The organism is Streptomyces sp. NPDC043861 (assembly GCF_056435905.1).
Map to the genome: position 1 here is coordinate 264,164 of NZ_JBWKDP010000003.1, position 26,215 is coordinate 290,378.

General features: G+C 67.5%; 32 protein-coding genes. 15 read left to right on the top strand and 17 right to left on the bottom strand.

Features of this window, described 5'->3' with window-relative positions; translation table 11 throughout:
- Window positions 1-98: 98 nt before the first annotated feature.
- The 6 genes from AC068D_RS08840 to AC068D_RS08865 all read right to left on the bottom strand — a co-directional run bounded on the left by AC068D_RS08840 (window position 99) and on the right by AC068D_RS08865 (window position 3,502).
- Window positions 99-296, bottom strand: coding sequence for a hypothetical protein (locus AC068D_RS08840; RefSeq protein WP_478822261.1), 198 nt, complete (start codon window positions 294-296; stop codon window positions 99-101).
- A gap of 168 nt (window positions 297-464) precedes the next feature.
- Window positions 465-1,172 carry a zinc finger domain-containing protein gene (locus AC068D_RS08845; RefSeq protein WP_478822262.1) on the bottom strand — a complete coding sequence of 236 codons (708 nt, stop codon included), beginning with the start codon at window positions 1,170-1,172 and terminating at the stop codon, window positions 465-467.
- Window positions 1,169-2,020: a helix-turn-helix domain-containing protein gene (locus AC068D_RS08850; RefSeq protein WP_478822263.1), complete on the bottom strand. Its 852-nt coding sequence runs from the start codon at window positions 2,018-2,020 to the stop codon at window positions 1,169-1,171. Before AC068D_RS08850 ends, AC068D_RS08845 begins: the two co-directional genes overlap by 4 nt.
- Window positions 2,021-2,031: 11 nt before the next feature.
- The gene (locus AC068D_RS08855) at window positions 2,032-2,817 is read right to left on the bottom strand and encodes a hypothetical protein (RefSeq protein WP_478822264.1); all 786 of its coding nucleotides are present in this window, start codon (window positions 2,815-2,817) and stop codon (window positions 2,032-2,034) included.
- Window positions 2,814-3,194: a hypothetical protein gene (locus AC068D_RS08860; protein WP_478822265.1), complete on the bottom strand. Its 381-nt coding sequence runs from the start codon at window positions 3,192-3,194 to the stop codon at window positions 2,814-2,816. The genes AC068D_RS08855 and AC068D_RS08860 overlap by 4 nt, the downstream gene beginning before the upstream one ends.
- Window positions 3,191-3,502, bottom strand: coding sequence for a helix-turn-helix transcriptional regulator (locus AC068D_RS08865; RefSeq protein WP_478822266.1), 312 nt, complete (start codon window positions 3,500-3,502; stop codon window positions 3,191-3,193). Before AC068D_RS08865 ends, AC068D_RS08860 begins: the two co-directional genes overlap by 4 nt.
- 209 nt (window positions 3,503-3,711) lie before the next feature.
- Here AC068D_RS08865 and AC068D_RS08870 point away from each other — a divergent pair, with 209 nt between their 5' ends.
- From AC068D_RS08870 to AC068D_RS08890, 5 genes are all read left to right on the top strand, one after another.
- Window positions 3,712-4,287, top strand: a complete 576-nt coding sequence (locus tag AC068D_RS08870; RefSeq protein ID WP_478822267.1) for a helix-turn-helix transcriptional regulator — start codon at window positions 3,712-3,714, stop codon at window positions 4,285-4,287.
- 91 nt (window positions 4,288-4,378) lie between these two features.
- On the top strand, window positions 4,379-4,888 hold the full coding sequence (locus AC068D_RS08875; RefSeq protein WP_478822268.1) for an ImmA/IrrE family metallo-endopeptidase: 510 nt from the start codon (window positions 4,379-4,381) through the stop codon (window positions 4,886-4,888).
- Window positions 4,858-6,318: a tyrosine-type recombinase/integrase gene (locus AC068D_RS08880; RefSeq protein ID WP_478822269.1), complete on the top strand. Its 1,461-nt coding sequence runs from the start codon at window positions 4,858-4,860 to the stop codon at window positions 6,316-6,318. Before AC068D_RS08875 ends, AC068D_RS08880 begins: the two co-directional genes overlap by 31 nt.
- Window positions 6,319-6,325: 7 nt before the next feature.
- Window positions 6,326-7,222: a LysR family transcriptional regulator gene (locus AC068D_RS08885; protein ID WP_478822270.1), complete on the top strand. Its 897-nt coding sequence runs from the start codon at window positions 6,326-6,328 to the stop codon at window positions 7,220-7,222.
- An 83-nt stretch (window positions 7,223-7,305) separates the two neighbouring features.
- Window positions 7,306-7,785 carry an NUDIX domain-containing protein gene (locus tag AC068D_RS08890; RefSeq protein WP_478822271.1) on the top strand — a complete coding sequence of 160 codons (480 nt, stop codon included), beginning with the start codon at window positions 7,306-7,308 and terminating at the stop codon, window positions 7,783-7,785.
- A 221-nt stretch (window positions 7,786-8,006) separates the two neighbouring features.
- Here the strand turns inward: AC068D_RS08890 and AC068D_RS08895 are convergent, their stop codons facing one another.
- Both AC068D_RS08895 and AC068D_RS08900 read right to left on the bottom strand, forming a co-directional pair.
- Window positions 8,007-9,545, bottom strand: coding sequence for a globin domain-containing protein (locus AC068D_RS08895; RefSeq protein ID WP_478822272.1), 1,539 nt, complete (start codon window positions 9,543-9,545; stop codon window positions 8,007-8,009).
- Window positions 9,546-9,851: 306 nt separating this feature from the next.
- Window positions 9,852-9,980: a hypothetical protein gene (locus tag AC068D_RS08900; protein WP_478822273.1), complete on the bottom strand. Its 129-nt coding sequence runs from the start codon at window positions 9,978-9,980 to the stop codon at window positions 9,852-9,854.
- A gap of 200 nt (window positions 9,981-10,180) precedes the next feature.
- Between AC068D_RS08900 and AC068D_RS08905 the strand changes: the two genes are divergently transcribed.
- Both AC068D_RS08905 and AC068D_RS08910 read left to right on the top strand, forming a co-directional pair.
- Window positions 10,181-10,726, top strand: coding sequence for a DUF2269 domain-containing protein (locus tag AC068D_RS08905; protein ID WP_478822274.1), 546 nt, complete (start codon window positions 10,181-10,183; stop codon window positions 10,724-10,726).
- Between the two features lie 5 nt (window positions 10,727-10,731).
- On the top strand, window positions 10,732-11,604 hold the full coding sequence (locus AC068D_RS08910) for a GNAT family N-acetyltransferase (protein WP_478822275.1): 873 nt from the start codon (window positions 10,732-10,734) through the stop codon (window positions 11,602-11,604).
- A 9-nt stretch (window positions 11,605-11,613) separates the two neighbouring features.
- Here the strand turns inward: AC068D_RS08910 and AC068D_RS08915 are convergent, their stop codons facing one another.
- Window positions 11,614-12,837, bottom strand: a complete 1,224-nt coding sequence (locus AC068D_RS08915; RefSeq protein WP_478822276.1) for an MFS transporter — start codon at window positions 12,835-12,837, stop codon at window positions 11,614-11,616.
- 178 nt (window positions 12,838-13,015) lie between these two features.
- Here AC068D_RS08915 and AC068D_RS08920 point away from each other — a divergent pair, with 178 nt between their 5' ends.
- Both AC068D_RS08920 and AC068D_RS08925 read left to right on the top strand, forming a co-directional pair.
- The gene (locus AC068D_RS08920) at window positions 13,016-13,495 is read left to right on the top strand and encodes a MarR family winged helix-turn-helix transcriptional regulator (protein WP_478822277.1); all 480 of its coding nucleotides are present in this window, start codon (window positions 13,016-13,018) and stop codon (window positions 13,493-13,495) included.
- A gap of 69 nt (window positions 13,496-13,564) precedes the next feature.
- Window positions 13,565-14,017, top strand: coding sequence for an N-acetyltransferase family protein (locus AC068D_RS08925; protein ID WP_478822278.1), 453 nt, complete (start codon window positions 13,565-13,567; stop codon window positions 14,015-14,017).
- A 463-nt stretch (window positions 14,018-14,480) separates the two neighbouring features.
- On the opposite strand, the gene AC068D_RS08930 is transcribed toward AC068D_RS08925, so the two are convergent.
- Together AC068D_RS08930 and AC068D_RS08935 are read right to left on the bottom strand one after the other, a co-directional pair.
- Window positions 14,481-15,863, bottom strand: a complete 1,383-nt coding sequence (locus tag AC068D_RS08930) for a serine hydrolase domain-containing protein (RefSeq protein ID WP_478822279.1) — start codon at window positions 15,861-15,863, stop codon at window positions 14,481-14,483.
- A gap of 9 nt (window positions 15,864-15,872) precedes the next feature.
- Window positions 15,873-16,370 carry a hypothetical protein gene (locus tag AC068D_RS08935; RefSeq protein ID WP_478822280.1) on the bottom strand — a complete coding sequence of 166 codons (498 nt, stop codon included), beginning with the start codon at window positions 16,368-16,370 and terminating at the stop codon, window positions 15,873-15,875.
- Window positions 16,371-16,529: 159 nt separating this feature from the next.
- On the opposite strand from AC068D_RS08935, the gene AC068D_RS08940 reads away from it, so the two are divergent.
- Together AC068D_RS08940 and AC068D_RS08945 are read left to right on the top strand one after the other, a co-directional pair.
- The gene (locus tag AC068D_RS08940) at window positions 16,530-17,099 is read left to right on the top strand and encodes a hypothetical protein (protein ID WP_478822281.1); all 570 of its coding nucleotides are present in this window, start codon (window positions 16,530-16,532) and stop codon (window positions 17,097-17,099) included.
- The gene (locus AC068D_RS08945) at window positions 17,096-17,689 is read left to right on the top strand and encodes a TetR/AcrR family transcriptional regulator (protein WP_478822282.1); all 594 of its coding nucleotides are present in this window, start codon (window positions 17,096-17,098) and stop codon (window positions 17,687-17,689) included. Before AC068D_RS08940 ends, AC068D_RS08945 begins: the two co-directional genes overlap by 4 nt.
- On the opposite strand, the gene AC068D_RS08950 is transcribed toward AC068D_RS08945, so the two are convergent.
- Together AC068D_RS08950 and dnaB are read right to left on the bottom strand one after the other, a co-directional pair.
- Window positions 17,673-17,945 carry a hypothetical protein gene (locus AC068D_RS08950; RefSeq protein ID WP_478822283.1) on the bottom strand — a complete coding sequence of 91 codons (273 nt, stop codon included), beginning with the start codon at window positions 17,943-17,945 and terminating at the stop codon, window positions 17,673-17,675. The genes AC068D_RS08945 and AC068D_RS08950 overlap by 17 nt on opposite strands.
- 243 nt (window positions 17,946-18,188) lie before the next feature.
- Window positions 18,189-19,658 carry a replicative DNA helicase gene (gene dnaB / locus AC068D_RS08955; protein ID WP_478822604.1) on the bottom strand — a complete coding sequence of 490 codons (1,470 nt, stop codon included), beginning with the start codon at window positions 19,656-19,658 and terminating at the stop codon, window positions 18,189-18,191.
- Window positions 19,659-20,099: 441 nt separating this feature from the next.
- Between dnaB and AC068D_RS08960 the strand changes: the two genes are divergently transcribed.
- Window positions 20,100-21,437 carry an MATE family efflux transporter gene (locus AC068D_RS08960; RefSeq protein WP_478822284.1) on the top strand — a complete coding sequence of 446 codons (1,338 nt, stop codon included), beginning with the start codon at window positions 20,100-20,102 and terminating at the stop codon, window positions 21,435-21,437.
- 134 nt (window positions 21,438-21,571) lie between these two features.
- Here the strand turns inward: AC068D_RS08960 and rplI are convergent, their stop codons facing one another.
- The 4 genes from rplI to rpsF form a co-directional block, all read right to left on the bottom strand.
- Window positions 21,572-22,018 carry a 50S ribosomal protein L9 gene (gene rplI / locus AC068D_RS08965; RefSeq protein ID WP_478822285.1) on the bottom strand — a complete coding sequence of 149 codons (447 nt, stop codon included), beginning with the start codon at window positions 22,016-22,018 and terminating at the stop codon, window positions 21,572-21,574.
- Window positions 22,019-22,036: 18 nt separating this feature from the next.
- The gene (rpsR, locus tag AC068D_RS08970; protein ID WP_005315025.1) at window positions 22,037-22,273 is read right to left on the bottom strand and encodes a 30S ribosomal protein S18; all 237 of its coding nucleotides are present in this window, start codon (window positions 22,271-22,273) and stop codon (window positions 22,037-22,039) included.
- A 72-nt stretch (window positions 22,274-22,345) separates the two neighbouring features.
- Window positions 22,346-22,921 (bottom strand): single-stranded DNA-binding protein, encoded by a 576-nt coding sequence (locus AC068D_RS08975; RefSeq protein WP_478822286.1) that lies wholly within the window; start codon window positions 22,919-22,921, stop codon window positions 22,346-22,348.
- 74 nt (window positions 22,922-22,995) lie between these two features.
- The gene (gene rpsF, locus AC068D_RS08980) at window positions 22,996-23,286 is read right to left on the bottom strand and encodes a 30S ribosomal protein S6 (protein WP_004950685.1); all 291 of its coding nucleotides are present in this window, start codon (window positions 23,284-23,286) and stop codon (window positions 22,996-22,998) included.
- Between the two features lie 282 nt (window positions 23,287-23,568).
- Between rpsF and AC068D_RS08985 the strand changes: the two genes are divergently transcribed.
- The 3 genes from AC068D_RS08985 (at window position 23,569) to AC068D_RS08995 (ending at window position 26,208) form a co-directional block, all read left to right on the top strand.
- On the top strand, window positions 23,569-23,883 hold the full coding sequence (locus tag AC068D_RS08985; protein ID WP_478822287.1) for a hypothetical protein: 315 nt from the start codon (window positions 23,569-23,571) through the stop codon (window positions 23,881-23,883).
- 109 nt (window positions 23,884-23,992) lie between these two features.
- On the top strand, window positions 23,993-25,111 hold the full coding sequence (locus AC068D_RS08990) for a lipid II:glycine glycyltransferase FemX (RefSeq protein WP_478822288.1): 1,119 nt from the start codon (window positions 23,993-23,995) through the stop codon (window positions 25,109-25,111).
- Between the two features lie 65 nt (window positions 25,112-25,176).
- On the top strand, window positions 25,177-26,208 hold the full coding sequence (locus AC068D_RS08995; protein WP_478822289.1) for an alanine racemase: 1,032 nt from the start codon (window positions 25,177-25,179) through the stop codon (window positions 26,206-26,208).
- Window positions 26,209-26,215: the final 7 nt, after the last annotated feature.

The following is a 26,215-nucleotide window of genomic DNA, read 5'->3' on the forward strand; positions in this document are numbered from 1 at the left end:
AGCGCTCCGGACGCAGTCGGCGGTACGGTGGTCTCACCGATCAAGGGGCGCGCCCATCGTTGTCTGGCCGACACTGGGCGCGTCCCTTCGTGCTTTGCTCAGGGGATCGCAGGCTTCCCTTCGGCCTCCAGGCCGCAGGCGCCGCAGATCAGCCAGGGTCGCGAGGTGGCCGCCATCATCGGCTGGCCTCCAGCGAGCGAGGCGACCGTCCGGACAGCGAGCCGGTAGGTGATGGACAGGTGCCGCTGCCCGCATGCCGGGCAGGGCACGGTCGCGATATCGCTCTCGGTGCTCAAAGCGGTTCCTCCGTTGCAATGGCGGCGCAAGTGGGGCAGTGGACGGGACACGCGCCGCGGGTGTCCGCCGGGTGCTGGCGCAATGGGCCTGGGTCACGGCGGGCGGCCAACGGGCCGAGCGGCAAACCCGACGCAATGACGATCAAGACCACGAGAGCGGCGACAACGTCAGCGGCCATCCCCACCACCTGCTCCGCGGGCGGCTTCCAGTCGGCCGGGGTGCGGCTCCGCTCGCACGGTTCGCCCCTTCCCCCGCGGCCGAAAGCCCCCGCGGCACGGCTGCCCTTCCGCAGCGCCGCACCAGGTGCACGGCTGACTCAGCGGATCCGGCTCACCGGCCTTCCGCGCCGCGCGGTTGGGCCGGTGGGCTGCAAGCTGGCCGGCGATCGCTTCGGGAACGTACGAGGCCGAGCCGGAGCCGATGGCAGTGGTTAGAGCGGCGAGGCGGTGCTGTCCGGCCGCATCGACCGCCGGGCGGTAGACGGCCGGGGGAGCTTGGCCGCATGCAACGGCCGCACGCGCGCTGGCGAGTTCGGCCTGGTAAGCCCGTACGTCGTCGGGGTCGGCGGTAGGCACGGGATCCATGTGGCGCCGCATCCTGTCGCCGCGCTGTTCGGCCCATGCGGCGAGCACGTGGTGCGGCTCGTACGCGTAGTAGCGCGCGGTGCGATCGCCGCGGTGCTGTTCGTAGTAGCGGCGGGCCGCGTTCGCCACGTCCCAACTGCCGTCGGCGGTACTGGCCGGGACATGGGCAAGGGCCTCGGCCCATTCGTCGATGGTCTGCGCGGACTGCTGCGGGTCGGTCAGCGTACGGCGGATCCGGCCGTCGAGAGTGGCGACGAAGTGCAGCAGGGTTGCGGCTTCTCGGCGGTTCAACGCGCGTTCTCCCGTTCTTCGAGTAGGGCGAGGCCAGCCAGCAGGTTGTCGCTATGCGAGCCGGGCGGGCGGCGCAGCGGCACGACGTTCGTGCCCTCCCCAGCGGCTTGCGGGGTTGGCGCGTGGCTGAAGTTGCTGAAGTCGCGCCAGATGGCCAGCAGGTAGCGGGCGGAGCGGATATCCCGCCCGGAGGTCCGTTCGGCCGCGACCTGCGCCATCGCCTCGACTCCCCACCGCTGGACCGCGGCGAGCACGATTGCCCACTCGCCGGGCGCAAGGTTCCACGCCACGTCGATGCCGACCTCGGCAAGCGAGCCCAGAAGAGGGCAGGCATCTGCTGGGATCGTCTGTCGGCTCGTGCGCGGAGCTGCGCTGCTCTTGTCTTGGTGGTTGTGTTCAGACTGGTTTGGGGGTCCGGGCTCCGTACCCCCATCGGTCCGGCTTCCGTACCCCTGCGGTCCCGGTGCCGTACCCCTGGGGTCCGGTGACGGGTGGTCCGGATTCCGTACCGGTCCGTTGGCCGGACCGCTCGTAATCGGCCCACCAAACCCGCTGGACTCGGACATGGCGCGGACGTGGGTGGCGGCGTGCGGGAGGCGGTAGCGGGTTTCGCCGCGCGGGCCGGTCCGGCCTTGGACGATCTCCAGCTCGCCGGATTCTTCGAGCTTGTCGACGGCGGTGATCACTGCCGACCGCGACGCGCGGGTACGGCGGACGAGCATGGTGGTTCCCGCGTAGGCGGAGCAGTCCACCCCCGGCGCGCGGTCCGCGATGACGAGCAGCACGAGGCGGGCCACACCGCGGGCGCGGGAGTGCTCCCACACCCACTCCATGGCTTCCAGGCTCAAGGGGTCCTCCGTCAATGGGCTTCGGCCGGCGGGGCCGATTGGGCGGGGGCCACCGGGTCAAGAACAAGATCGGGCAGGTGCTTGGCATGCCGGGCGACCGCGGCCACATCGAGGAAGCGGTGGAGCGTCTGTTCCTCCGCGTCGAGCGGGTGCACGGCGTATCCGTCGGGCCGCAGGTGCACGGCGTAGGCGGCGGTTATGTCTAGCTCCGCCATGGGCACCTCGGCTCCGCCGTCACCGAGGTAGAAGTCGGCATAGCGGTAGGCGGCGGCTTGCAGAGCGGCCTCCGGCCACACGCCGGACGCACCGGTCTTGTAGTCGAAGAGCGCCACCTGTCCACTCGGCAGCTTGGCGACCAGGTCGAACGTGCCGGCGTACTTATGCACACGAGAGCCGACCACGACCTCCTCCAGCAACGGAGCGACGCCCCAGTCGTGCAGGAAGTCCGCGCACGATGCGACGTAGCCGCGCAGTTCGTCGGCCACATCCACCGCTTCGCCGCGGGCCAGTGACGAGGCGAAGCGATGCACCTCAACGCCCCTCGCTGCCGCCTCGTTGGCCTCCCGCGCCGGCGCTCGCCGGATCTCGTCGTACGCCGAGTCCGCTTCGCCTGAGGCGACCAGCGGCGCGAGGCGGCGCCAGTTGTCCACGGCGTACCGGGCTGCCCGCTTGGCTGACCAGCCCACCAGCGCGGGCTTCGGCAAGCCTCCGCCGATCAGCGTGGTCACGCCCATCACCGGCTCGCCATCGAGCGTGTAGCGATGGCCTCGCCCGGCGTCGGTCCGTATCAACGTCATCGGACGCCTCCGGCTCGGATGTGCGCCGCCGCGGCGAGCCCGGCGTGCCGCGCGAGATCCACAGCGAGGCGCCGCGCATCTCGCTCGCTCACCGTGAACTCGATCGGAGCGGCAAGGCTGGAGACGAACTCGGCGCGTGCCGCGTCCAGCGCAGCAGCAGCCCCCTCCACCACGTACTCCGGCAGATCGCGAACCTCCTTAAGGCCCGCCAGTCCTTCGTACGTGCGATGTCGGCCGGCGATCTCGTCCAACCAGGCGGCGACGGATTCTGGGCCCTCGGCGTGCTCCGCTGCCACGGCTCCGACGACAAGCTCGGTGAACTCCGGTGCGTCCACGACCAACCGTCGGCCGTCTTCGCTGAGCCGGACCGTGATCACGCTGCCTCCTTCCGGCCCTGCTTGAGCTCCGGGGCGGCGTTCAGCGGGTTCAGCTCTTCGTTGGAGCGTGAATCAGCGGCTTCGCACGCATCGAGGTACTCATCCAGCGCGTTGCGCCGGTAGACGACACGTCCCTCCATACGGAAGGACTTCGGGCCGCGCCGTCGATGCCGCCAGACACGCAGCGTCGGTACCGCCACGCCCAGGTAGACGGCGGCCTCCCGCGTGGTTAGGACAGCGGGCGTGACGACCGTTCTGCCCTGGACCGAGCGTGAGGTGTGTGGAGTCGAAGACGTGGACGTGGACATGTAGCTCCCCTCCCGAACATCAGCGGCATATGCCAGATGCGTAGCGAGGGCTACAGAGTAGGTAACGAAGTGAAGCGAAACAACGATCTTTTCCCTTCGCTTCACTCCATGCGTTTCATGCCGTTGCATGTTGCGTCAGAATGCTGCACACTCAGCCAGACCCCTACAACGCAACGTTGTAACGTTGCAAATCCCGAGCGGGAGACAAGGTGCAACGAGACCCCGCAGCATGGCGGCGCCTCGGCGACTTCATCCGGGCCCACCGCGTACGCAAGGGCTGGAGCCAATCCGACCTGGCGACACGCGCCGGCACGTCAACGAAGAGCGTCGTCACCGCCGAATCCGGCAAGCCGCCGACCCGGATGCCCCCCACGATCGACCGCATCGCGACCGCCCTCGACTGGGCGGACGGGAGCGTCGAGAAGATCCTCGAAGGCGGCGATCCGATCACCGCACCCCTGCCGACGGCGGCCACACCGACGGCAACCCGTCCCGTAGCCATCAATCCGTCAGGGCGCGCGGTTGCCGCACTCCGGCAGGCCGTGGCGTTCAGCCGCATCTGCGAAGAAATGGGCGCCAGCGCCGAGGCCATCGCCCGATTCGACGCCGCGGCGGAAGATCTTCTCGCCTCGGCCATGGCCGCAAGTACCGGGGCAGGCGCGCTCACGCAGGACCACTTTGCGGCGGTGGCCCACTCACCACGAGGCGACGGCGGGCCGAAGTCGGACCGGGCGATTGTCGACGAGGCGGTCCGGCAGTTCGACGCCGAACAGCGAGAGGGCTAGAGTCTCGTTACTCTAAGTAACCAGTTGCGTACGGAACGGCTATACTCACAGGATCGAACAAACGTTCTGTACGTTGTGAAACGAGGACGCCTTGACCACACACGCCTCCGAGCACACCGACGCGGTGCGCCGCCCGCACCTGTTGTCCCCGCGCCGCGCTCTGGAGGCCCTCGCCGAGCCCTACAACCCTTGGGACTCAGCCGAGGAGATGGGCCTGAACATCCGCTACGCCCCTCTCCGCGACTCATGGTCATGGTGGGTTCCGTCCCGCCGCCTGGTCGTCATGGCTAGACGCCTCACCCGCGTACAGGAACGTTGCGCCTTGGCCCACGAGGTCGAGCACGCCATCAGCCACGACGACGAATGCAGCAACACCTCGCCCGTCGAACACGTCTGGGCTCGCAGACAAGAGATCCGAGCCGATGAAGCGGCGGCCCGCAAGTTGATGCCGGCTGTCGACCTCGAAGGGGCGTTGAACTGGGCGACCTCCCATGAGGAAGCCGCCCAAGAGCTCAACGTCACGGAACACATGCTCCGCGTCCGACTCCGCATCCGCAGAAGGGAACTTGAGTGGCTGGATACATCGAGGACCGGTGGCTGACCAAACGCCCCGATCCCGAGACCGGCAAGCGCAAGAGAACCGCCAGATACGGCAAGGGCAAGCGCTACAAGGTCGCCGGCATCCCTGGCGTCCGCGCCAAGACGTTCGCGACGCTGGACGATGCGAAGGCGTGGCTGAACAGCGCGGCCTCGAAATCGGCCGAGGGGGAGTTCGTCGACCCCCGCGACGGGGACATCACGCTCGACGCGTACATCGACGCGGACTGGCTGCCCGGCAAGCCGAAGACCGGTAAGAGCCGGAAGAACCTCAACGACTGCCTCAAGCACATACGGGGGCAGCTCGGCCAGCTTCCCCTCAACAAGATCACCGTCGCCGTGGGCAGGAAGTTCGTCGCCTACCTGAAGGAGACCGTAGCCGGCAGCTATGGCCACACCATCTGCTCAACCCTCGCGGCCATCCTGGACACGGCCATCGAGGACAAGCGCCTTCGGACCAACATCATGCGGTCGAAGACCGTTGCCTGGCCTTCGCGGAAGATCAAGGAGAAGCGCGAGGCGTGGCAGCCGCATGTCGTGCGGGCTGTCCTGGAGGCGATCAATCCGCGGCACCGCATCGCCGTGGTGCTCGGCGTGGGCTGCGGTCTGCGCCAGGGCGAGGTCTTCGGGCTGTCAGAGGCCGACATCGACTTCGAGGCGGCCGTTCTTCACGTACGACGCCAGGTTCAGCTCGACGGCAACAAGATGCTCTTCAAGCTGCCGAAGGGTGAGAAGACCCGCGTCGTACCCATGCCCGACTCGGTGATGGCCGAGCTACGGCGCCACATGCACGAGTACGGCCCCGTCAAGATCGAGCTGCCGTGGGGTGCAGCCGATGCCGCCGCCAAGCAGACGCACGCCTTGGTGCTCACCAACGCTGCAGGGAACGCCTGCAACTTCAAGAACTGGAATGTCGGCACCTGGAAGCCGGCCCTCGCAAAGGCAGGGGTCATAGCAAAGCCTGCCCCGGGCGCCGGACGGCGGGCCTTTGGTGAGTCCCGGAGCAATGGGTTCCACGTCACCCGGCACACGTACGCCTCCACGACGCTGCAGGGTGGCGAGGACGTGGTGACGCTCTCACACTGGCTCGGCCACGAGACGCCGACCATCACCTTCGAGCACTACGCGCACTTCATGCCGCAGTCTGGGAAGAAGGGTGCCGCGGCGATCGACAAGCTCCTCACCCCCGCCGCGCCGTGGAGCTCCCCCCGGATTCTGATTCTCCCCACAGACTCCCCAGGGCTGATCTGGAAGACCTACCCCGCCAAGCAGTTGCAGCTGAGCGGGGTAGGCCAGAAGGACGGTCCGAGCCTCCCCCCTCATGGCTCGGACCGTCCCGGTTCCACGCAGCGGACAACCGCTCGAACAAGGCTAGTTGACTCTCCGTCAGTGTCCAATCACGCTAGCGACAGCGGCCTATCGACTTATTTATAGTTGGACGATGGACCTGGCCTTGCTGCGCACATTCATCACGGTGCACCGGGCCGGCTCGTTCACCCGCGCCGCCGCGCTGCTGGGTCTTTCCCAGCCCGCGGTGACCAGCCAGATCCGGACCCTGGAACGGCAGCTGGGCCGGCCTCTCTTTCTGCGCCAGGCGCGCGGCGTCACCCCCACGACCGTCGGCGACGAGCTCGCCCACCGGGCCGCCCCGCATCTCGACGCCCTCGTCGAAATCACCGAGGCCGGTCTGGACGAGGAGTCGGGCGTCCGCACCCTGCATCTTGCCGGGCCGCCCGAATTCATCTCCCTGCGCGTGCTCCCTGCCCTCACCCCGTTGATCGCGCAGGGGCTTGCCCTGCGTACGTCCTTCGTCGGCAACGCCGAGGAGACCCTCGAGGGCCTGGCCGCAGGACATCACGATCTGGCCATCGCCACGGCCCGCCCGCGCGGCGGACTGCTCACGTCGACTCCGCTCTGCGACGAGGAGCATGTCCTGGTCGCCTCACCGCGCTGGGCGGCTCGGCTGGGTCCCGGTGTGCTGCGGGACAAGGGTTCCCTGGTCCTCGAACAACTTCCGGTGGTGGAGGTCCACGAATCCCTGCCGTTCGTGTCCCGGTACTGGACCGCCGTCTTCGACCGCCGGCCGGCCGCCGCCGCCACCGTCATAGCGCCCGACTTACGGGCCGTCCTGGAGTCCGCCGCATCGGGTGCCGGTCTGGCCGTGCTGCCGCGCTATCTGTGCGCGAGCGACCTCGCGAGTGGTCGGGTGGTGGCGCTGCTCGACCCCCCCGTTCCTTCCCTGCGCACATACGTCCTCGCCGTACGCACAGGAACGCTCGCGCTGCCGCACATCGCACGAGCGCACGAAGAACTCCTGCGTGCGGCGGCGAATTGGTGACGGGCGGGTGATGGGGGGTGACGCCGGGAGACAGCAGGGTGGTCGGGCGTTTCAGAAAGGGCGTCGTGGGCCACTCTCTTGCCATGACCGAACGGCCAGTGGTCAAGCGCACCGCACGCGCCATCCTGCTCGACGGCGACGATCTCGTCCTGATCAAGCGCACCAAGCCGGGCATGGATCCGTACTGGGTGACCCCGGGCGGCGGGGTCGAGCCCGAGGACGCAACCGTCGTCGAAGCACTCCACCGTGAAGTGGACGAGGAATTGGGCGCCAAGATCGTCGACGTCGTGCCCTGTTTCGTCGACACCGTCGAGCACATCGTGGACGGTGGGGTCTCGGGTGTGAAGGTGCAGCATTTCTTCGTCTGCCGGCTGGCGGCGATGGACGAGACGCGGCGCCATGGCCCCGAGGTGGAGCAGCCCTGCGGCGAGTACGAGATCGTCCGGGTGCCCTTCAGCCGCGTGGGGATCGCCGCCGTCCACCTCGTACCGCTGTCGCTGCGGCACTATCTCGACGGCAACATCGAGGGCGTGCGTGCGATGCACGCTCCCGATCTGGGCTGACCCCTGCTCCCGGCCGGCACCGACCGTCCGCCGCACACCTCGCGTTCGGGCCGGCCCCGCAGGTCCGGCCGGACGGCAGCAGGTGGTGCGGACAGCCTGCCTGCTCCGCGCCGGTCCGGCGAGGGCCCCACAGCCTTGCGATGCTTCCTCCTCGGCCCTGCGGGCCTGGGGAGACCCCATGCATCCGAAGGTCCGATCCTCAAGGACCGCCCGGAGAGGACCTAGTCGGCCGCGGCGACCAGTTCTTCGAGCGAGTCATGGCGGATCCGCTCGAACGGGATACCTATGCCTCGGAGCGTGTCCACACCGCTGCGGATCATCCCGATCGGGCCGGAGAGATACGCGTCGTACTCGTTCCACGGACCGTACTCGCGGACTGCATCGGGCAGCTGGACCCTGCCGTCGACCACAGGTCGCACCTGGAGCCATGGGTGGCTCTGCTGGAGCCGGAGCATCGTGTCGATGTCATAGAGATCATGGTCGCTGCGCGCCCCGTAGAAGACCTCCACCGGCCGTCGTTCACCATGCTCGGCGACATCCTCGACCAGCGCCTTGATCGGCGCTATGCCTGTACCGCCGCCCAGACAGAGCATGCCGTTGTCGGTGGTGTGGTCGACGGTCATGGATCCTGCGGGCGGGCCGAGGCGCAGCACGTCCCCGGGTCGGGCATGGTGCACCAGGGCGTTCGAGACCCAGCCGGCCGGGACGGCCTTGACGTGGAAGGACAGCAGCCCGTCGGAGCGCGGAGCACCGGCGAAGGAGTAGTGCCGCCAGATCCGCGGCCACCACGGCGTCTCCAGGCTCGTGTACTGCCCGGCCAGGAACGGGTACGGCTGATCGGGACGCACGGTGACGACCGCGATGTCGGGCGTCCTCAGATCATGCGAGACGACCTCGGCGTGCCACCAGGGAGGCGCGTGGCGCTCGTTCTCCGCGGCCGCGTCGATCATGATCTGGGAGATCGTCGTGTAAGTGCGGACCCACGCGGCCTCGGTCTCCGCGTTCCAGGTGCTCGTGGCGTAGCGGCTGAGCGCCCCGATCAGTGCCTCACCGACGGCGGGGTAGTGCGCGGGCTGGGTTCCGTACTTGCGGTGGCCGCGGCCAAGGTGCTGGAGGTAGTCGACGAGCACGGAAGTGTTGTCCATGTGCTCGGCGGCGGTGAGCAGAGCCTTGAGAAGACGGTCGCGCTGGGTGTCCATCGCGGCGGGGAAGAGGGAGCGCAGGTCGGGATGCCGGACGAAGAGCAAGGCGTAGAAGTAGGAGGTGACCTTGTCGGCGACGGGCCCGATCTCTGCCATGGTCCGCCGGACGAGAATCGCGTCCGGAGACGCGCTGGTGCGCTGCCGGTACGCGGTCGTGTGATCCGTAGGTCCCGGGCGGGGGGGCTGATGGCTGATCGCCTCGGGGACGGGAGCCGGCGCCATGGGCGCGTGGAGGTCATGGGACCGGGGGGTGAGCGGTTCCCATCCAGTCTGCTCGGGGTGAGCCTGGACACCGTTCGGCGATGCCGCAGCGGAGGCTCGTTCGGCTCCGGTGCCCACTGGACGTATCGCGGCCACGGGACGGCTCGGCGAGACTATTCGGCCCTCGCCGTCCTCGCTTCTGCCACCATCCGCCGCACGAGGCGCGGACCGGCTTGCGCCACTCTGCTTACGAGGGGCGAACCAGTCACCCCCACCGTTCGCACCGTTCTCGCCTGAAGTGCCATTGTCCGCCGACGTGGTGGTCGGAGCGTCCATTGTGTGCCTCGCCTCGAGCATCTTCGGTCGGTCTACGCACTTCCGCTGGTCCGGAACGTGCCGTCAATTCCTCGCGCTGTCTCAGGACTACTGCCCGGCCACACTAACCTTTACCAATGGGGGAATCGGGACGAGTGGGACTGAATTGTGACACTGCCCGCAACACCTCTCGTCGCAGCATGCCAGTCGGCGCCTCCGCGTCGGACAAAGAGCAGAAAGTCCGGGTATCCACGCCCGCTTTCCCGTTAGGCTCCATTGCCCCATGTCCGTAGTCGCGGCCGGGCCCTGATCCCGAGGCTGTACCCGGCCCTCGAACTACCGAGGGAATCACAGCAGTTCGCCGGCATCCCGCAGATGGCTTCCCGCCTGGACATGCGCAGCGAGCCGGGACAGATGATGGTCCGCATTCATCGCCACCGCAACAGGAACCACGACGAAGATCTGCGCATCGGGCAAGGAATCCCCCCGGACAACGCACGGAACCGAGTTTCACCTCGCGCTCTGCACAGTGTCGGTTCGCGATCTTCACTTTCGCCGAACGCGTCGAGCATCTGGATCCGAATGGCACAGCCTCGCCCTGTACGCCGAGGCTAGTACGAACGGATACTCCCGCCGTCAGACGCGCAAAGAGACAGCTGCGCGGGACGGTGTTTCACGTGAAACCACTCAAGCGTCCAGCACGGCAGGCCGTCCTCGTCGTCCATGTCTCCGCATCGGCAGGCTGGCTCGGGCTCTCGCTCGGACTCCTCGGGCTGAGTGTCGCCGCAGCCGCCTCCGGATCCCCTGATGCAGCAGAGGCTTCGTATCGCTCGATGGCGGTCTTCGCGAACTGGCTGATGATTCCTGTTGCTCTCCTGACTCTTGGGAGCGGACTCATGCTGTCCCTCGGTACGCCATGGGGGCTGGCCCGTCACCGCTGGGTCTGGACCAAGTTCTGGCTCACGCTGACCACCACCGCACTCACGGTGTTCTCGCTGAGGCCAGGGATCAACACGGCTGCGGAGGAGGCCGCCGCGGGACTGCCGGCAACAGACCCGTCCGGCCTGTTGGCCGCCCCGATCGTGTCCCTGTCCGCATATCTCTTCATGACTGCGATCTCGGTCCTGAAACCGTGGGGGATGACGCGGCGTGGCCGCCGCCTGCGGGTCTCGGCCACTTCCGGTAAAGCGCTGGACGAACGATCACTGCATCCGACAGCCTGAACTTCATGTCAACACCGCTCAGCGATCTGCCCATCCGGCGTCTGACGAGGACAGACCTGATTGCCTGCGCCGATCTCTCCGAGGACCGCGGCTGGCCGCGCGAGGAGCACAAATGGGGTCTGCTGCTCGCGGCGGGGACGGGATACGGCATCGACGATCCCTCGGGCAAGGGTCTCGTCACTGCCTGCGTCGTGACCTCGTACGGACAGGGCCTGACACAGGACACCGGTCTCGCAGCCATCGGCATGGTGCTCGTGGCCAACCGGTACGCACGCCAGGGCGTGGGGCGCCGCCTGATGGAACACGTACTGGCCGAGGCCGGGAGTACACCGCTCACCCTTCATGCCACGCCGTACGGAGAGCCCCTATACGAGGAGCTCGGCTTCGCCAACGTCGGCCGCGTCGAAATGGTCCGCGGCCGCTTCCGGCCCGCCGGCCCCGCCTCTCCGGTCGGCACGCGGCCTGCGACCGCCGAGGACCTCCCCGAGATCCTCCGTCTCGACGCCGAGGTCTTCGGCCTGGACCGCACCCATATGATCACCCGCCTTCCTGCCTTCGCCGACCAGCTGAGGGTTGCGGAGTCCGGCGGTGTCATCACGGGGTATGCGGCCGCCTGGCCCAATATGGAGACCCATGTCGTCGGCCCTCTCATCGCCCGCGACACCGACACGGCGAAGTCTCTGATCGCCTCGCTCGCCTCGGGCACGGACCGCCCATTGCGTACCGACATCGACGTGCGACACGAGGAACTCCTCAACTGGCTGAAGGCGAACGGTCTGGAACCGATCGCCTTCAATGCCGTGATGACTCTTGGAATCTCGGCCCTGCCGGGAGACTGGACCCGGCGCTTCGCACCGCTGACGGTCGCTGCGGGCTGAACCAGAAGGTCAGCGCCGTGCCACTGGTGCGGATGCCGTCTCCCTCGCCCCTGCCCCTGCCCCTGCCACGATCTGGCTCTTCCGACGGGCAGAGCCACGCTCGAGAGCAGCCGAGAGCACGGCGAGCCCGAGCGCTGACGCTGCGAGAACCGCACCGACCCAGTTCGGGGCGGTGAGCCCCAGGCCGGCCGCAATCACCACGCCGCCGAGCCAGGCCGACAGTGCGTTGCCGAGGTTGAAGGCGCCGATATTGACGGCAGAGGCCAGCGTGGGAGCACCGGACGCCTGGTCCAGGACCCGCTTCTGCAGTGGCGGGACGGTGGCGAATCCCAGTCCCCCGATCAGCACGATGGTGATGGCTGCCGCGATCTTGTTGTGGGCCGTGAACGTGAACAGCGCCAGCACAAGGGCGAGCGCGCCGAGCGACACATAGAGCAGCGGCATCAGCGCACGGTCCGCGAGCCTGCCGCCGACCAGATTGCCTCCGACCATGCCCAGGCCGAAGAGGACGAGCAGCCAGGTCACGGAGGAGTCGGCGAAGCCGGCGACCGAGGTCATCATCGGCGTGATGTAGGTGATCGCGGCGAAGACGCCGCCGAAGCCGAGCACGGTCATCGCCATGGCCAGCAGGACCTGCACATTGCGGAAGGCAGCGAGCTCGTGACGCAGCCGTACGCCCTCGGGCCTGGGCTGTTCCGGCACCAACCTGGCCACTCCGGCGAGACCCAGCACCCCCAGCCCGGCGACGATGGAGAAGGTCGCTCGCCAGCCGACGCTCTGGCCGATGTACGTGCCCAGCGGGACACCCACCACATTGGCGACGGTCAGCCCTGTGAACATCATCGCGATGGCACCTGCCTTCTTCTCGGGCGCGACCAGATCGGCCGCGACCACTGAGCCGATGCCGAAGAATGCGCCATGCGCCAGCGAGGCCACTACTCGGCCCACGAGCATCACGCCGAAGACCGGGGCCACTGCGGAGAGCACGTTCCCGACGATGAACAGGGCCATGAGCAGCATCAACATGCGCTTACGGGACACCTTGGTGCCCAGGGCCGTCATCAGCGGGGCGCCGATGACGACTCCCAGGGCATAGCCGGTGACCAGATACCCGGCGGTCGGGATGGACACCTGGAAGTCGTCCGCAACCTCGGGGAGCAGCCCCATGATCACGAACTCGGTGGTGCCGATACCGAAGGCCCCGATGGCGAGGGCGAGGAGCGCGAGCGGCATGGGTTTCACCTTTCCCAGAAGATTGCATCTGCGCCTTACGAGCGTCCACAATAATTGCAGACGCCGATTAATTGCAAGCGCGGGCTATTGCAGGGGTGGTCTATCCTTGGATCCCGTCACCTGTGCAGGGCCACACGGCCCGCTGGGGCCACGGCGCGTCGGAACGAAGGAGAGAGCGATGACAGCGACGGAACCGGCACTGACCGCCCTCGCCCAGGGCTGGTGCGCACTCTCCCTGCTGCACGGCCGGATCGAGGCCCATCTCGAGCGTGCCCTCCAGGCGAAGCACGACCTGAGCGTGCGCGAGTACTCACTGCTGGATGTCCTCAGCCGGCAGCACAACGGCCCGGGCGGCCATCTCCAGATGAAGCAGGTCGCCAACGCCGTGGTGCTCAGCCAGAGCGCCACCACCCGCCTGGTCACGCGCCTTGAGGACCGTGGACTGCTCAGCCGCTACCTCTGTGTCACCGACCGGCGCGGCATCTACACCGATGTCACGCAAGCGGGCCTGGCCCTGCTTGCCGAGGCCAGGCCCACAAGCAACGCAGCACTGCGCGAGGCACTGGGCGAGGCCGCAAAGAACCCTGAACTGGCCCCCCTCGTCAGGGCGGTCGAGGAACTGGGGGTCCCGGCGTCGCCGACGAGCGTTTCCTCGTAGAAGCGAGCGCCTTGAGGACCGACGAAGGTGAAGGGCAGCCGAGCAACACGACCGCATAGGCTGTCGATCATGAGCAATCTACAGATACGGCCCGCAGCCCTCTCCGACATCCCCGCAATCGTGGCCATGCTCGCCGACGACCCGCTGGGCGCTCAGCGGGAGTCACCGGACGACCTCACCCCGTACACGGCGGCATTCGAGCGGCTGGCGGATGACCCAAACCAGCATCTGATGGTCGCCGCGCGCGAGGGCCGCGTCGTGGGCACCCTGCAACTCACCGTCATTCCCGGCCTCTCACGACGCGGCGCCACCCGCTCGGTCATCGAGGGCGTGAGGATCCACAGCGAGGAACGGGGCAGCGGGCTGGGCACTCAGCTCATCGAATGGGCTGTCGACGAATCCCGCCGCCAGAACTGCCAGTTGGTCCAGCTGACCTCGGATGTCTCTCGCACCGACGCCCACCGCTTCTACGAGCGCCTCGGCTTCGAGGCCTCGCACACGGGCTTCAAGCGCACACTCTGACCTCCTCCCGGCGCAAGAAGTACGAGACCGTGCAGGGCGTCTCCACCTCTGTCGCCCGGGTGGCCGCCGCCGAGGGACACATCCGCCGAAGGTCCGTAAGGCTCCTGGACCTCGAACCGGTTGACCTGGACCCACGAGCGAACCCTGGCCGGCCCTTCGCCCCGCCGAGGCCCAGACCGAGCGGCCGGAGCGATTGCTCCGGCACATGGGCAACACCGCTGCCCGCGCCCGCATACGCAGACGGATCGTCCAGCGGCTGCTCCCGGCTCCTGAGCGAGGGGCTTCCGCCGCTGTCAAGGCGGAAGCCTCACCGTTCCCGGCCCGGCTCGGCGAGCCACGAGTCACGCCGCGCTCCTGGATGCCGCCGGATCGTGAGCCGACGGACTGACAGCCTGGCCCGTTTCACGTGAAACAGGCAGACCACGGGAGTCCCGGACGGGAGGCGCGCTCTCGCATCCAGGCCCTACGGCTGCATACCCTGCCAGCCGCCCTCGTCCACTCCACCCGGCACATCGGCCCCCGGATCATAGGGCTCCCGTGTGAAGGCGAACGAGCCCAGGTCCAGATGGCTCACCGTCCCATCGGCCCCCCGCACCACACGCAGCGTCTCCCCCGCGTGATAACCGTCCAGCCCGATCCATGTGCCGTCCGGGGACGCACGGAACCGCGAACCACGGCCACTGCCCTTCAACGGATACAGCTCCAGCCCCCCGGCCTCCACCAGCTTCAGGCCGAAGGAATACGTGCCCCAGTACCAGAGCCCCACCAGGTGCAGCAGTTCTTCATCGAACTCCGCCATCGGACGCCAGGGCTCGGGAAAGGGCGGCTCGGCGTCGGCCACGATGCCTACAAGGTCTGCGGCCACAACGGAGGTGAGCGGCCCCGAGGTGGCGTTGGCGAGCACCACCGCAGCGACACGCTCATCCACGCTCATCCACAGACAGGCGAGAAACCCCGGGAGCGACCCCGTGTGGCCAACGAGCGTGCGTCCGTCCTTGCGTACGAGTTGAAGGCCCAGCCCATATCCGCTGTCCCATTCCCCGGCCTCCGGCGGCACGGAGGGCGTCCGCATCTCCCGCAGGGAATCCGAATCCAGCACACGGTCATCCCCCTCGGCGAGAAAACCGGCAAACCTGCAGAGGTCCGTGACGGTCGACCAGAGCTGTCCGGCCGGTGCCATCAGACCCAGATCCTCCATGGGCTCGGGCATCATCACATCCGCCCAGGGGTGCACCGCCCACCCTTGGGCATGGGGAGCCCGTGGCCGGGTTGTTGTACGGCTCATGCCCAGCGGTTCAAGGATTTCACGCCGGAGCGCGTCCTCCCAGCGTTCTCCCCGGACCGCCTCGACCAGGGAACCGAGCAGTGTGTAGCCGGGGTTGGAGTAGTGGTGGCGTCGGCCAGGGGAGTGCCGGAGAGGCTGCTCTCCCAGTACATCGCTCAGCTCGGGCCGAAGCGTGCCCGGTGTGCGCTCCCACCACGGGGCGGGGCTCTCGGCGGCCAGCCCCGCGCCGTGGCAGAGCAGTTGGGCAATGGTGACCTGACCGACACCGGTGCCCTGGAGGTGCTTCTCCAGCGAATCGTCCAGCTCCAGCAGCCCTTCGTCCCTCAACCGCATTACCAGCACGGCGGTAAAGATCTTGGTGAGGGATCCGATGCGGTACTGGGTGTCGGCGTCGGGCGTATGGCCCTCCGTACTGCTTCGCGAGCCGCGCCAGACGGGACGTCCGTCCCGAGTCACCGCCCCGATCAGGGAGGGGACGCGGCCCTCGGACTGAGCGATGGCCATACGGTGCAACAGGGCCCGTTCCGTAGTGGGCAGAAGCGACTCGAAAGGTTCGTCCATGGTCCAGATCTATCCGAACAGCCCTGCCCGGGTCGACCTGCGCCTGTCGGAGGCCGTGGGGAGGCTGGGGCGACTGAACCCTGCCCTGCGCGCCGGCCGTGACGGCCAGGCGTTGGTCGCCGGGCCCTGCCCACTCACGCAGGGCCTGTGCTCGCTCCATGCGCTGGGCGATGTCAGCCTTGGAGCTGTGTCCAGGGTCTCCGGGATCTTGTCGAAGGTGCCGGGAAGGACGTCGAGGAGACCCCATATCTGTTCGCCGGTGCTGACGGTCAGCAGCTGCTGGCACATCCCCTGGAGCAGCACCTCGGGACGGTGCGTGAGCCGCTGCACGAGCGTGGAGAACAGGTAGTGCGTCGCCTCTGCGGCGAGGTGCTCTTGGAGCCGGTCGACCGGAAGTCGCTGGCTGAAGCCGTGCATGGCGGCCTCTTGGAGCAGGACCAGGAGCTGAGCGGTGTCGACGGCTCGGACGGTGCGGGAAGGGTCGGGGTCATGTCGAGATGACCCCAAGAAGCCTCCGCGGGGCCACGAGGTCAGCTCGGCCGGGACGCGATCTGCCGACGCGCAGGACCCCAGACTTCCTCCACCCCATTCCCTGATCCAGGCGGGTCCGCGCTGACTTTGCCGAACGCCCGGCCCCATGCACTCTACAAATGTAGAGTCACAGGTATGAGTGGACTTGCAGGTACGTTCGTTCCCCGCCCGGACTTCGGCTCCCGGCACCAGACGGTCATCCCGGCCCCGTTGGACACGGTGTGGTCGGCGTGGCAGGAGATGGAGCAGGCCGGCGGCGAGGGGTGGGGGCCGATCGTCCGGGCGCTGTTCGCCGTGCGGCGGCTGCTCGGCCGCCTGAAGAGACGGGGCGGAGAGGCACCGGTCCCGGAGAAGGACCTGCGGGACAGCTTCCTGCTGCTGGCCGAAGACCCGCCGCGAGAGACGGTCCGGGGGATCGTGGGGCAGTGGTGGACCATGGGAGCAGCCGACGGACGGCCGGACGTCACAGGCCCTCGCGAGTTCCTGGCATTTGACGAACCCGGCTACGCGAAGGCGACGTTCAGCATGCGATTCGCCGCGGACGCCGCCACCGGCGGCACGCGGGTCGTCACCGAGACCCGGGTCCTGTGCCTTGACGCGGCGGCTCGTCGTGCCATGGGGCGGTACTGGCGGTTCATCGAGCCGTTCAGCGGCCTCGTCCGCCGGATGATGCTCCGCAGGCTCAGGAAGCGGGCCGTCGCATGAGCACCGCCAGAAGCCCCCGTGTACAGGCGCTGCTCACCGCGGCGGTGGCGGTCATCGCCGACGAGGGCTTGCGAGGGCTCACCCACCGGGCGGTCGACGGGCAGGCGAAGGTGCCTGCCGGGTCGACCAGCTACTACTTCCGTACCCGGCAGGCGCTGCTTGCCGCCGTGGTCGCGTTCATCGCCGAACAGGAGGTGGCGGACATCGAAGCGGCGGCCGTCTCCGGAGAGTTGGCCGAGGCGCCGCCGGTACGCCAGATCGCCGACCGCTTCGCGGGCGTACTCGCCCACTGGCTCGGCCCCCAACGCGACCGCACCCGCGCCCGCCTGGAGATCATCCTCCTGACGGCGCGCCACCCGGAAGGGGAGCTGGGCACCGAACTGCTCCGCGCCCGGGAGAGCTTCGTCGGCCAGGCGCGGATGCTGGCGGCGGCTCTCGGCAGCCCGGATCCGGAAGAGGGCGGGCGGATCGTGGTTGCCTTCGCTGAGGGACTCACGTACGACGGAGTGACGCGACCCGGCCCGGACACCACCGACCGGACAGCCCTGCGACAGATGCTGGAGAGGGTCCTGCTCACCCTGGCCCGGTAGCGGGGCGCTGAGGGGACAGTCGCCCCTCCAGCACCGTCTGCAGCAGAAAGGGCTGGGCCACGATGGCGTGTACGGACGGATCAAAGTCGGCGAAGAGCAGACGCGACAGTTCAAGTCGTGACTGGTAGATCACGTGGTCGCGCATCGTCGCCGACCAGTAGGTGCCCGAGTAGTGCTTCCGTTCCCTGTACCAGCGGAACGTCCGCCACGGATGAGCCGTCTGCAGCGACGCCGGTGCCACAGACGCCCAGGACACTCTTCAACCCCGCCACCGTGCCCACGAAAGCTGACCGTCGCTTCCATCCCCACTCCCGAGTTGGAGTTGCCCTCGGCAGCACGATGCTCCCGCCCAACACGCTGACGGGAGCAAACCAGCAACGCTTCCACTCGAACGAGGTACGGCAGAGACCTGCGAATCTCAGCTCAGTGTCGGATCCGACTTCGATCCGACATCGACCGTGAGATTCCGGCACGAAATCTGAGACCTACGAATGCGGCATCAGGTCTGAGCCATGTCCACGAAGCGTGAGTAGTGCCCCTGGAACGCGACGGTGATGGTCGCCGTGGGGCCGTTACGGTGCTTGGCCACGATCAGGTCCGCCTCGCCCGCGCGGGGCGACTCCTTCTCGTAGGCGTCCTCGCGGTGCAGCAGAATGACCATGTCCGCGTCCTGCTCGATGGAGCCGGATTCACGCAGGTCGGAGACCATCGGCTTCTTGTCCGTACGCTGCTCGGGGCCACGGTTCAGCTGGGAGAGCGCGATCACCGGGACCTCGAGCTCCTTGGCGAGCAGCTTGAGGTTACGGGACATGTCCGAAACCTCCTGCTGCCGGCTCTCGGCCCGCTTCGAACCACCGGACTGCATCAGCTGCAGATAGTCGATGACGACCAGCTTCAGATCATTGCGCTGCTTGAGACGGCGGCACTTGGCACGGATCTCCATCATCGACAGATTCGGCGAGTCGTCGATGTAGAGCGGAGCCTGGGAGACGTCCGGCATCCGGCGAGCCAGCCGGGTCCAGTCCTCGTCCGTCATCGTCCCGGAGCGCATATGGTGCAGGGCTACCCGAGCCTCGGCGGACAGCAGACGCATCGCGATCTCGTTGCGGCCCATCTCGAGGGAGAAGATCACGCTGGGCAGGTTGTTCTTGATCGAGGCGGCCCGGGCGAAGTCCAGCGCCAGCGTGGACTTACCCATCGCGGGACGAGCGGCGATGACGATCATCTGGCCGGGATGCAGCCCATTGGTGAGCGAGTCGAAGTCGGTGAAGCCGGTGGGCACACCGGTCATCTCACCGCTGCGTGAACCGATCGCCTCGATCTCGTCGAGCGCGCCCTCCATGATGTCGCCGAGCGGAAGGTAGTCCTCGCTGGTGCGCTGCTCGGTGACGGCGTAGATCTCCGCCTGGGCGGAGTTCACAATCTCGTCGACGTCGCCGTCGGCTGCATATCCCATCTGCGTGATTCGGGTGCCGGCTTCCACAAGACGCCTCAGCACCGCCCGCTCATGGACGATTTCCGCGTAGTACGAGGCGTTGGCAGCGGTCGGCACCGACTGTACGAGCGTATGGAGATACGAGGCACCGCCGACGCGGGTGATTTCGCCACGCTTGACCAGCTCTGCGGCCACCGTGATGGGGTCGGCCGGCTCGCCCTTGGCGTAGAGATCGAGAATCGCCTGGTAGACGGTCTCGTGGGCAGGCCGATAGAAGTCATGCCCCTTGATGATCTCCACGACGTCCGCGATGGCGTCCTTGGACAGCAGCATGCCGCCCAGGACGGACTGCTCGGCATCGAGGTCCTGCGGAGGTACCCGCTCGAACCCACCGGGGGCACCGTCCTCCCACGGGGCGCTCTCCCGGCCGCGGTCGTGCTGCTCCTCGCGGCCACGGCCGCGGCCCTCTCCGCGTCGGGGTCGGGAGACCGGCAGACGGTCCCCCGGACCGATGTCGGCCCAGGGATCGTCCAGGGGCTCGGGAATGGTCACCGGCCGCCTCCCTCCCGTCCGCTCCGCGGACCTCACCGTGCCACTCTTTCTAAGGCACGGCACTGACAAAACGAGCGGCCCGACTCCACTTCCGGCGCGTCGGGCGCCGGTACACGTTAGGGCCGCGGGCACCGTCAGCCAATCTGGTTATCCACAGGCCATGTGGACGACCGACCAGATGCTGTGGAGAACCCCACAGAACCTGTGCACGGACCGGGGGACAGCATTGTGGACAAAGTCATAGCCCTCCCCACATGAGCCGTCTGACCTGCATCTTTTCCATCCACCGGCTGTGGGGGAGAAAAACTTCTCCAGCCGGATCAAGATCAGAACAAACGGCGCACAGCAGAAGCCGTGTCTCATGGATTGGTAAGGAGCAGAAAAGCTTTGCATCCATTACCTGTGGAAGATTAGATTGACCCCATGACTCAGGCCCCCGTGGCACCGAAGACCAGCCGACGTCAACATGATCGCGAGATCATCGCGCTCGCCGTTCCTGCCTTTGGCGCTCTCGTCGCCGAGCCGCTTTTCCTGATGGTGGACAGCGCCATCGTCGGCCACCTCGGCACCCCTCAGCTCGCCGGACTCGGGGTGGCCGCCGCCCTGCTGATGACGGGTGTGAGCGTCTTCGTCTTCCTCGCCTACGCCACCACGGCTGCGGTCGCGCGAAGAGTAGGCGCCGGCGACCTCGGAGCCGCCATCCGTCAGGGCATGGACGGCATCTGGCTCGCCCTGTTCCTGGGCGCCCTCGTGGTCGCGGTGATCCTTCCGGCCGCCCCCTGGTTGGTCGGGCTCTTCGGCGCGTCCGAGACTGCCGCTCCCTACGCCATAACCTATCTCCGCATATCCAGCCTGGGCATCCCCGCGATGCTTGCCGTCATGGCTGCCACGGGGGTGCTGCGCGGCCTGCAGGACACCCGCACTCCCCTGTATGTAGCCCTCGGTGGCTTCGCTGCCAACGCGGCCCTCAACGTCGGGCTTGTGTACGGCGCCGGTCTCGGCATCGCAGGAAGCGCCTGGGGCACCGTCATCGCCCAGTGCGGAATGGCAACCGCCTATCTCGTTGTCGTCGTGCGCGGAGCCCGCCGTCACAAAGCATCGCTCCGCCCCGATGCAGCGGGCATACGCGCCAGCGCTCACGCCGGTGTGCCCCTGCTGGTTCGCACGCTATCCCTGCGTGCCGTTCTGCTGATCGCCACCGCCGTCGCGGCTCGTCTCGGTGACGCCGACATCGCCGCGCATCAGATCATCCTTGCCCTCTGGAGCCTGACGGCCTTCGCACTGGATGCGATCGCGATCGCGGGCCAGGCGATCATCGGTCGCTATCTGGGCGCCGGCGACGCCGAAGGCGCACGACAGGTCTGTCGCCGCATGGTGCAGTGGGGGATCCTCTCCGGGATGGTGCTCGGCGCCCTGATCGCGCTGGCCCGGCCGTTGTTCATTCCCCTGTTCACGGGTGATCCGGCAGTGAACAGCACTCTGCTCCCGGCATTGCTGGTCGTGGCACTCTCGCAGCCGGTGGCAGGTGTGGTCTTCGTGCTGGACGGCGTGCTGATGGGTGCCGGGGATGGCCCCTATCTGGCCGGGGCGATGCTGGTCACCTTGGCGGTCTTTGCGCCGGTAGCCCTGCTCGTGCCCCTCCTCGGTGGGGGACTGACCGCACTGTGGTGGGCCATGACACTGATGATGGTGGTCCGCATGCTCACGCTGTGGCTTCGTGCCCGCTCGGGCCGCTGGATCGTGACGGGCGCAACCCGCTGACCGGCCGAGTGACCGACCGAGCCCCCGGATGATCACCCGTGCCGGGTTCACGGTGGCGTGTGTTTCACGTGAAACGGCGAGAGGGCCGCACCCCAAGGGAGTACGGCCCTCTCTCATGCTCTCGGAGCAGTCGCTCAGGCGGCGACAACCTCGATGCCGAGCTTCGCGGCAACCTCGGGGTGCAGACGCACGGACACCTGGTGCGCGCCCAGGGTCTTGATCGGCGCACCGAGCTCAACGCGACGCTTGTCGACGTCCGGACCACCGGCGGACTTGATCGCCGAAGCGATGTCAGCCGGGGTGACCGAGCCGAAGAGGCGGCCGGCGTCGCCGGAGCGAACGGCCAGACGCACCTTCACGCCCTCGAGCCGGGCCTTGATCTCGTTGGCCTGCTCGATGGTCGCAATCTCGTGGATCTTGCGAGCACGGCGGATCTGCTCAACGTCCTTCTCGCCACCCTTGGTCCAGCGGATCGCGAAACCGCGCGGGACCAGGTAGTTGCGAGCGTATCCGTCCTTGACGTCGACGACGTCACCAGCGGCACCGAGTCCGGAGACCTCGTGGGTGAGGATGATCTTCATGTTTAGGTCACCCTTCCCTTAGCGCGCGGTGGACGTGTAGGGCAGCAGCGCCATCTCACGGCTGTTCTTGACTGCCGTGGCGACGTCACGCTGGTGCTGCGTGCAGTTGCCGGTTACGCGACGGGCACGGATCTTGCCACGGTCGGAAATGAACTTCCGCAGCATGTTCGTGTCCTTGTAGTCCACGTACGCGGTCTTGTCCTTGCAGAATGCGCAGACCTTCTTCTTCGGCTTGCGCACAGGCGGCTTCGCCATGGTGTATCTCCTGTGTGATCAAGAAGTGGGGGTACGAGCTGCCCCTGGGACCGTCCCGATGGGACGCACCCCTTAGAAGGGAGGCTCGTCCGAGTAGCCGCCGCCGGAGCCTCCGCCCCAGCTGCCACCGCCGCTGCCCTGCTGCTGGCCGCCGGCCGGCGCGCTGGAGGACCAGGGGTCGTCGGCGGGAGCACCGCCGCCACCCTGCTGGCCACCGCTGGGACCGCCGCCCCAGTTGCCGCCGCCCTGCTGGCCGCCACCGTAGCCACCCTGGCCACCGCGACCGGTGGTCTTGGTGACCTTGGCCGTGGCGTTCTTGAGACTGGGGCCGACTTCCTCGACGTCCAGCTCGAAGACCGTGCGCTTGACACCCTCGCGGTCCTCGTAAGACCGCTGCTTCAGCCGGCCCTGCACGACGACGCGCATGCCCCGCTGGAGCGACTCGGCGACGTTCTCCGCCGCCTGACGCCAGACCGAGCAGGTCAGGAAGAGGCTTTCGCCGTCCTTCCACTCGTTGGTCTGACGATCGAAGGTGCGGGGGGTGGACGCGACGCGGAACTTCGCGACCGCCGCACCGGACGGGGTGAAGCGCAGCTCGGGGTCGTCGACAAGATTGCCGACAACCGTGATGACGGTCTCGCCTGCCATGGGTGAACCTCTCGGCGGGATTGCTTCTGGCTGCTTGCTGCTACTCGAAGCCCGATGACCTCTGAGCTACGCGCTCAGTGGGTCTCGGGACGGAGGACCTTGGTCCGGAGGACCGACTCGTTCAGGTTCATCTGGCGGTCGAGCTCCTTGACGACCGCAGGCTCGGCCTGCAGGTCGATGACCGAGTAGATGCCCTCGGGCTTCTTCTTGATCTCGTAAGCGAGACGACGACGGCCCCAGGTGTCGACCTTCTCCACCTTTCCGTTGCCCTCACGGACGACGGAGAGGAAGTTCTCGATCAGCGGGGAGACAGCACGCTCCTCGAGATCGGGGTCGAGGATGACCATCACCTCGTAGTGACGCATGTGGAACCCACCTCCTTTGGACTCAGCGGCCACGGTCGTTCCGTGGCAGGAGGGTCGTGATGCGTAAGCATCGATGTCTATGAGTAAATCAGGAGCCACTGACAATCGGCCTCGACGAGCGAGGACCGAGTACTGAGCCCTGGGCAGACACCGGTGCAGACCGTACACAGTACCCGCACACCCGCTTCCGGTTGAAATCCGGGTGCAGGGGACCGCACTCTGTACGCATCGGGTGTGTGCGGTGTCACAATGCGCCGCCTTCCGGAAGGCCAGGAGGTCTCCATGGCACAGGCAATGCGACCTAACCCCTCCAGTTCTCTCCTTGCGACGGACGGCAAGCCTCATCCGCTTCAGGACACCCTGATGGTGGTGACGCTGGTCCTGGGCGCAGTGTCCTTCGTGTCCGCGCAGTTCTACAGCCTGCATCTGCTCGCCTCGTGGTCCGGGCTGATCGGGATCCTCACTGGCGGGTACGGCCAGTTCATATCCGCCACAACCCGCGAGCGCTTCCTGACGGTCATCGGACTGGGTGCCTCAGGACTGGGCTTCTTCCTCGGGATGGCCCGCGGCGGGCTTTTCGGCGGCCTGTTCGGCTAGCTTCCGAACCTGTAGGGCCAGACCAGGCGCTCCTCGGGCGCAGTAGGCTTCGGCGCGAGAGCCGGAACCCCTGTATCCATGGGGACACACCTGCCGAGGAGCGCCCCGCATGAGCCTGACCCTGAGGACCATCAGCCGAGAGCAGCATCTGGCATACATCCAGAGCCTGCCCGCGGCGAGTCACTGCCAGGTCCCGGCGTGGGCGGACGTCAAGACCGAATGGCGCTCCGAGAACCTCGGCTGGTTCGACAAGAGCGGCGAGCTCGTCGGAGTCGGCCTCGTCCTGTACCGCCAGCTTCCGAAGATCAAGCGGTACCTGGCCTATCTGCCCGAAGGCCCGGTCATCAACTGGTACGCCCCGAACCTGGACGACTGGCTGACGCCGATGCTCGCCCACCTGAAGAACCAGGGCGCCTTCTCCGTGAAGATGGGCCCTCCGGTGGTCATCCGCCGCTGGGACGCCCCCGCCATCAAGGCCGGAATCCAGGACCCGGACGTCAAGCGGCTGCGCGACGTGGAAGCGACCCACATCGAGCCGCGTGCCTTCGAGGTGTCGGACCGGCTGCGCAAGATGGGCTGGCAGCAGGGCGAGGACGGTGGTGCGGGCTTCGGTGACGTCCAGCCCCGGTACGTCTACCAGGTGCCGCTGGCGAACCGGTCGCTCGACGACGTTCTCAAGGGCTTCAACCAGCTGTGGCGGCGCAACATCAAGAAGGCCGAGAAGGCCGGCGTCGAGGTCGTCCAGGGCGGCTACGACGACCTCGCCGAGTGGCAGCGGCTGTACGAGATCACCGCCGTACGCGACCGCTTCCGGCCCCGCCCGCTCTCGTACTTCCAGCGCATGTGGACGGTGCTGAACAACGAGGACCCGAACCGCATGCGCCTCTACTTCGCGAGGCACGACGGGGTGAACCTGTCCGCGGCCACGATGCTCGTCGTCGGGGGGCACGTCTGGTACTCCTACGGCGCATCCGACAACATCGGCCGCGAGGTCCGGCCCTCGAACGCGATGCAATGGCGGATGCTGCGTGACGCCTACGCCATGGGCGCCACCGTCTACGACCTGCGGGGCATCAGCGACTCGCTCGACGAGACCGATCACCTCTTCGGTCTGATCCAGTTCAAGGTCGGAACCGGCGGCGAAGCCGTCGAGTACATCGGCGAGTGGGACTTCCCGCTCAACAAGCTGCTGCACAAGGCACTCGACATCTACATGTCGCGCCGCTGATCCTTCCGTAACCTCGCTCATATCTCTGATACACCGCTGCCACCAGAAAGGTTCCGGTCCCGGCCATGGCGCTCTCCCTCTACGTCGACACCGCGCGCTGGCGGGCGCACCAGAAGTCCGTGATCGACCAGTTCCCGGGCCTCGTCCCGGTCTGCAAGGGCAACGGATACGGCTTCGGTCATGAGCGCCTTGCGGAGGAGACGACCCGCTTCGGCTCGGACATGCTCGCCGTGGGCACGACCTACGAGGCCGCCCGGATCAAGGACTGGTTCAGCGGAGACCTCCTTGTTCTCACTCCCTTCCGGCGTGGCGAGGAACCAGTTCCGCTGCCCGACCGGGTCGTCCGCTCCGTGTCGTCGGTCGATGGAGTGCACGCACTGGTCGGTGCACGTGTCGTCATCGAGTGCATGAGCTCGATGAAGCGGCACGGTATCTCCGAGCACGATCTCGGCCAACTGCACGCCGCCATAGAGGACGTACGGCTCGAAGGCTTCGCACTGCACCTGCCGCTGGACCGTACGGACGGCTCGGACGCGGTCGAGGAGGTCATCGGCTGGATGGACCGGCTGAGAGCTGCCCGGCTTCCTCTGCACACCATGTTTGTGAGCCATCTGCGCGCCGAGGAACTGGCCCGCCTTCAGCAGCAGTTCCCACAGACTCGATTCCGCGCCAGGATCGGCACCCGGCTGTGGCTCGGCGACCACGAGGCGACGGAGTACCGCGGCTCGGTCCTCGACGTCACCAGGGTCGCCAAGGGGGACCGGTTCGGCTATCGCCAGCAGAAGGCGGCGTCGGACGGCTGGCTGGTGGTTGTGGCCGGTGGCACCTCCCACGGTGTCGGCCTGGAGGCTCCGAAAGCCCTGCATGGCGTCATGCCACGCGCCAAGGGCGTCGCGCGTGCAGGACTCGCCACCGTCAACCGCAATCTGTCGCCGTTCGTGTGGGCCGGCAAGCAGCGCTGGTTCGCCGAGCCCCCGCATATGCAGGTCTCGATCCTGTTCATCCCGGCGGACTCACAGGAGCCCAAGGTCGGCGACGAGCTGATCGCCCATCTGCGCCACACGACCACGCAGTTCGACCGCCTCGTCGACTGCTAGTGCCGGC

Coding starts and splice junctions, on each gene's coding strand:
- AC068D_RS08865 (WP_478822266.1), bottom strand. CDS start 3,502: ATGTCCACGTCCACGTCTTCGACTCCACACACCTCACGCTCGGTCCAG.
- AC068D_RS08945 (WP_478822282.1), top strand. CDS start 17,096: ATGAGCACCGCCAGAAGCCCCCGTGTACAGGCGCTGCTCACCGCGGCG.
- AC068D_RS08920 (WP_478822277.1), top strand. CDS start 13,016: ATGACAGCGACGGAACCGGCACTGACCGCCCTCGCCCAGGGCTGGTGC.
- AC068D_RS08990 (WP_478822288.1), top strand. CDS start 23,993: ATGAGCCTGACCCTGAGGACCATCAGCCGAGAGCAGCATCTGGCATAC.
- AC068D_RS08975 (WP_478822286.1), bottom strand. CDS start 22,921: ATGGCAGGCGAGACCGTCATCACGGTTGTCGGCAATCTTGTCGACGAC.
- AC068D_RS08915 (WP_478822276.1), bottom strand. CDS start 12,837: ATGCCGCTCGCGCTCCTCGCCCTCGCCATCGGGGCCTTCGGTATCGGC.
- AC068D_RS08895 (WP_478822272.1), bottom strand. CDS start 9,545: ATGCTCGAGGCGAGGCACACAATGGACGCTCCGACCACCACGTCGGCG.
- AC068D_RS08930 (WP_478822279.1), bottom strand. CDS start 15,863: ATGGACGAACCTTTCGAGTCGCTTCTGCCCACTACGGAACGGGCCCTG.
- rpsR (WP_005315025.1), bottom strand. CDS start 22,273: ATGGCGAAGCCGCCTGTGCGCAAGCCGAAGAAGAAGGTCTGCGCATTC.
- AC068D_RS08890 (WP_478822271.1), top strand. CDS start 7,306: ATGACCGAACGGCCAGTGGTCAAGCGCACCGCACGCGCCATCCTGCTC.
- AC068D_RS08925 (WP_478822278.1), top strand. CDS start 13,565: ATGAGCAATCTACAGATACGGCCCGCAGCCCTCTCCGACATCCCCGCA.
- AC068D_RS08960 (WP_478822284.1), top strand. CDS start 20,100: ATGACTCAGGCCCCCGTGGCACCGAAGACCAGCCGACGTCAACATGAT.
- AC068D_RS08985 (WP_478822287.1), top strand. CDS start 23,569: ATGGCACAGGCAATGCGACCTAACCCCTCCAGTTCTCTCCTTGCGACG.
- AC068D_RS08995 (WP_478822289.1), top strand. CDS start 25,177: ATGGCGCTCTCCCTCTACGTCGACACCGCGCGCTGGCGGGCGCACCAG.
- AC068D_RS08940 (WP_478822281.1), top strand. CDS start 16,530: ATGAGTGGACTTGCAGGTACGTTCGTTCCCCGCCCGGACTTCGGCTCC.
- AC068D_RS08910 (WP_478822275.1), top strand. CDS start 10,732: ATGTCAACACCGCTCAGCGATCTGCCCATCCGGCGTCTGACGAGGACA.
- rpsF (WP_004950685.1), bottom strand. CDS start 23,286: ATGCGTCACTACGAGGTGATGGTCATCCTCGACCCCGATCTCGAGGAG.
- rplI (WP_478822285.1), bottom strand. CDS start 22,018: ATGAAGATCATCCTCACCCACGAGGTCTCCGGACTCGGTGCCGCTGGT.
- AC068D_RS08885 (WP_478822270.1), top strand. CDS start 6,326: ATGGACCTGGCCTTGCTGCGCACATTCATCACGGTGCACCGGGCCGGC.
- AC068D_RS08855 (WP_478822264.1), bottom strand. CDS start 2,817: ATGACGTTGATACGGACCGACGCCGGGCGAGGCCATCGCTACACGCTC.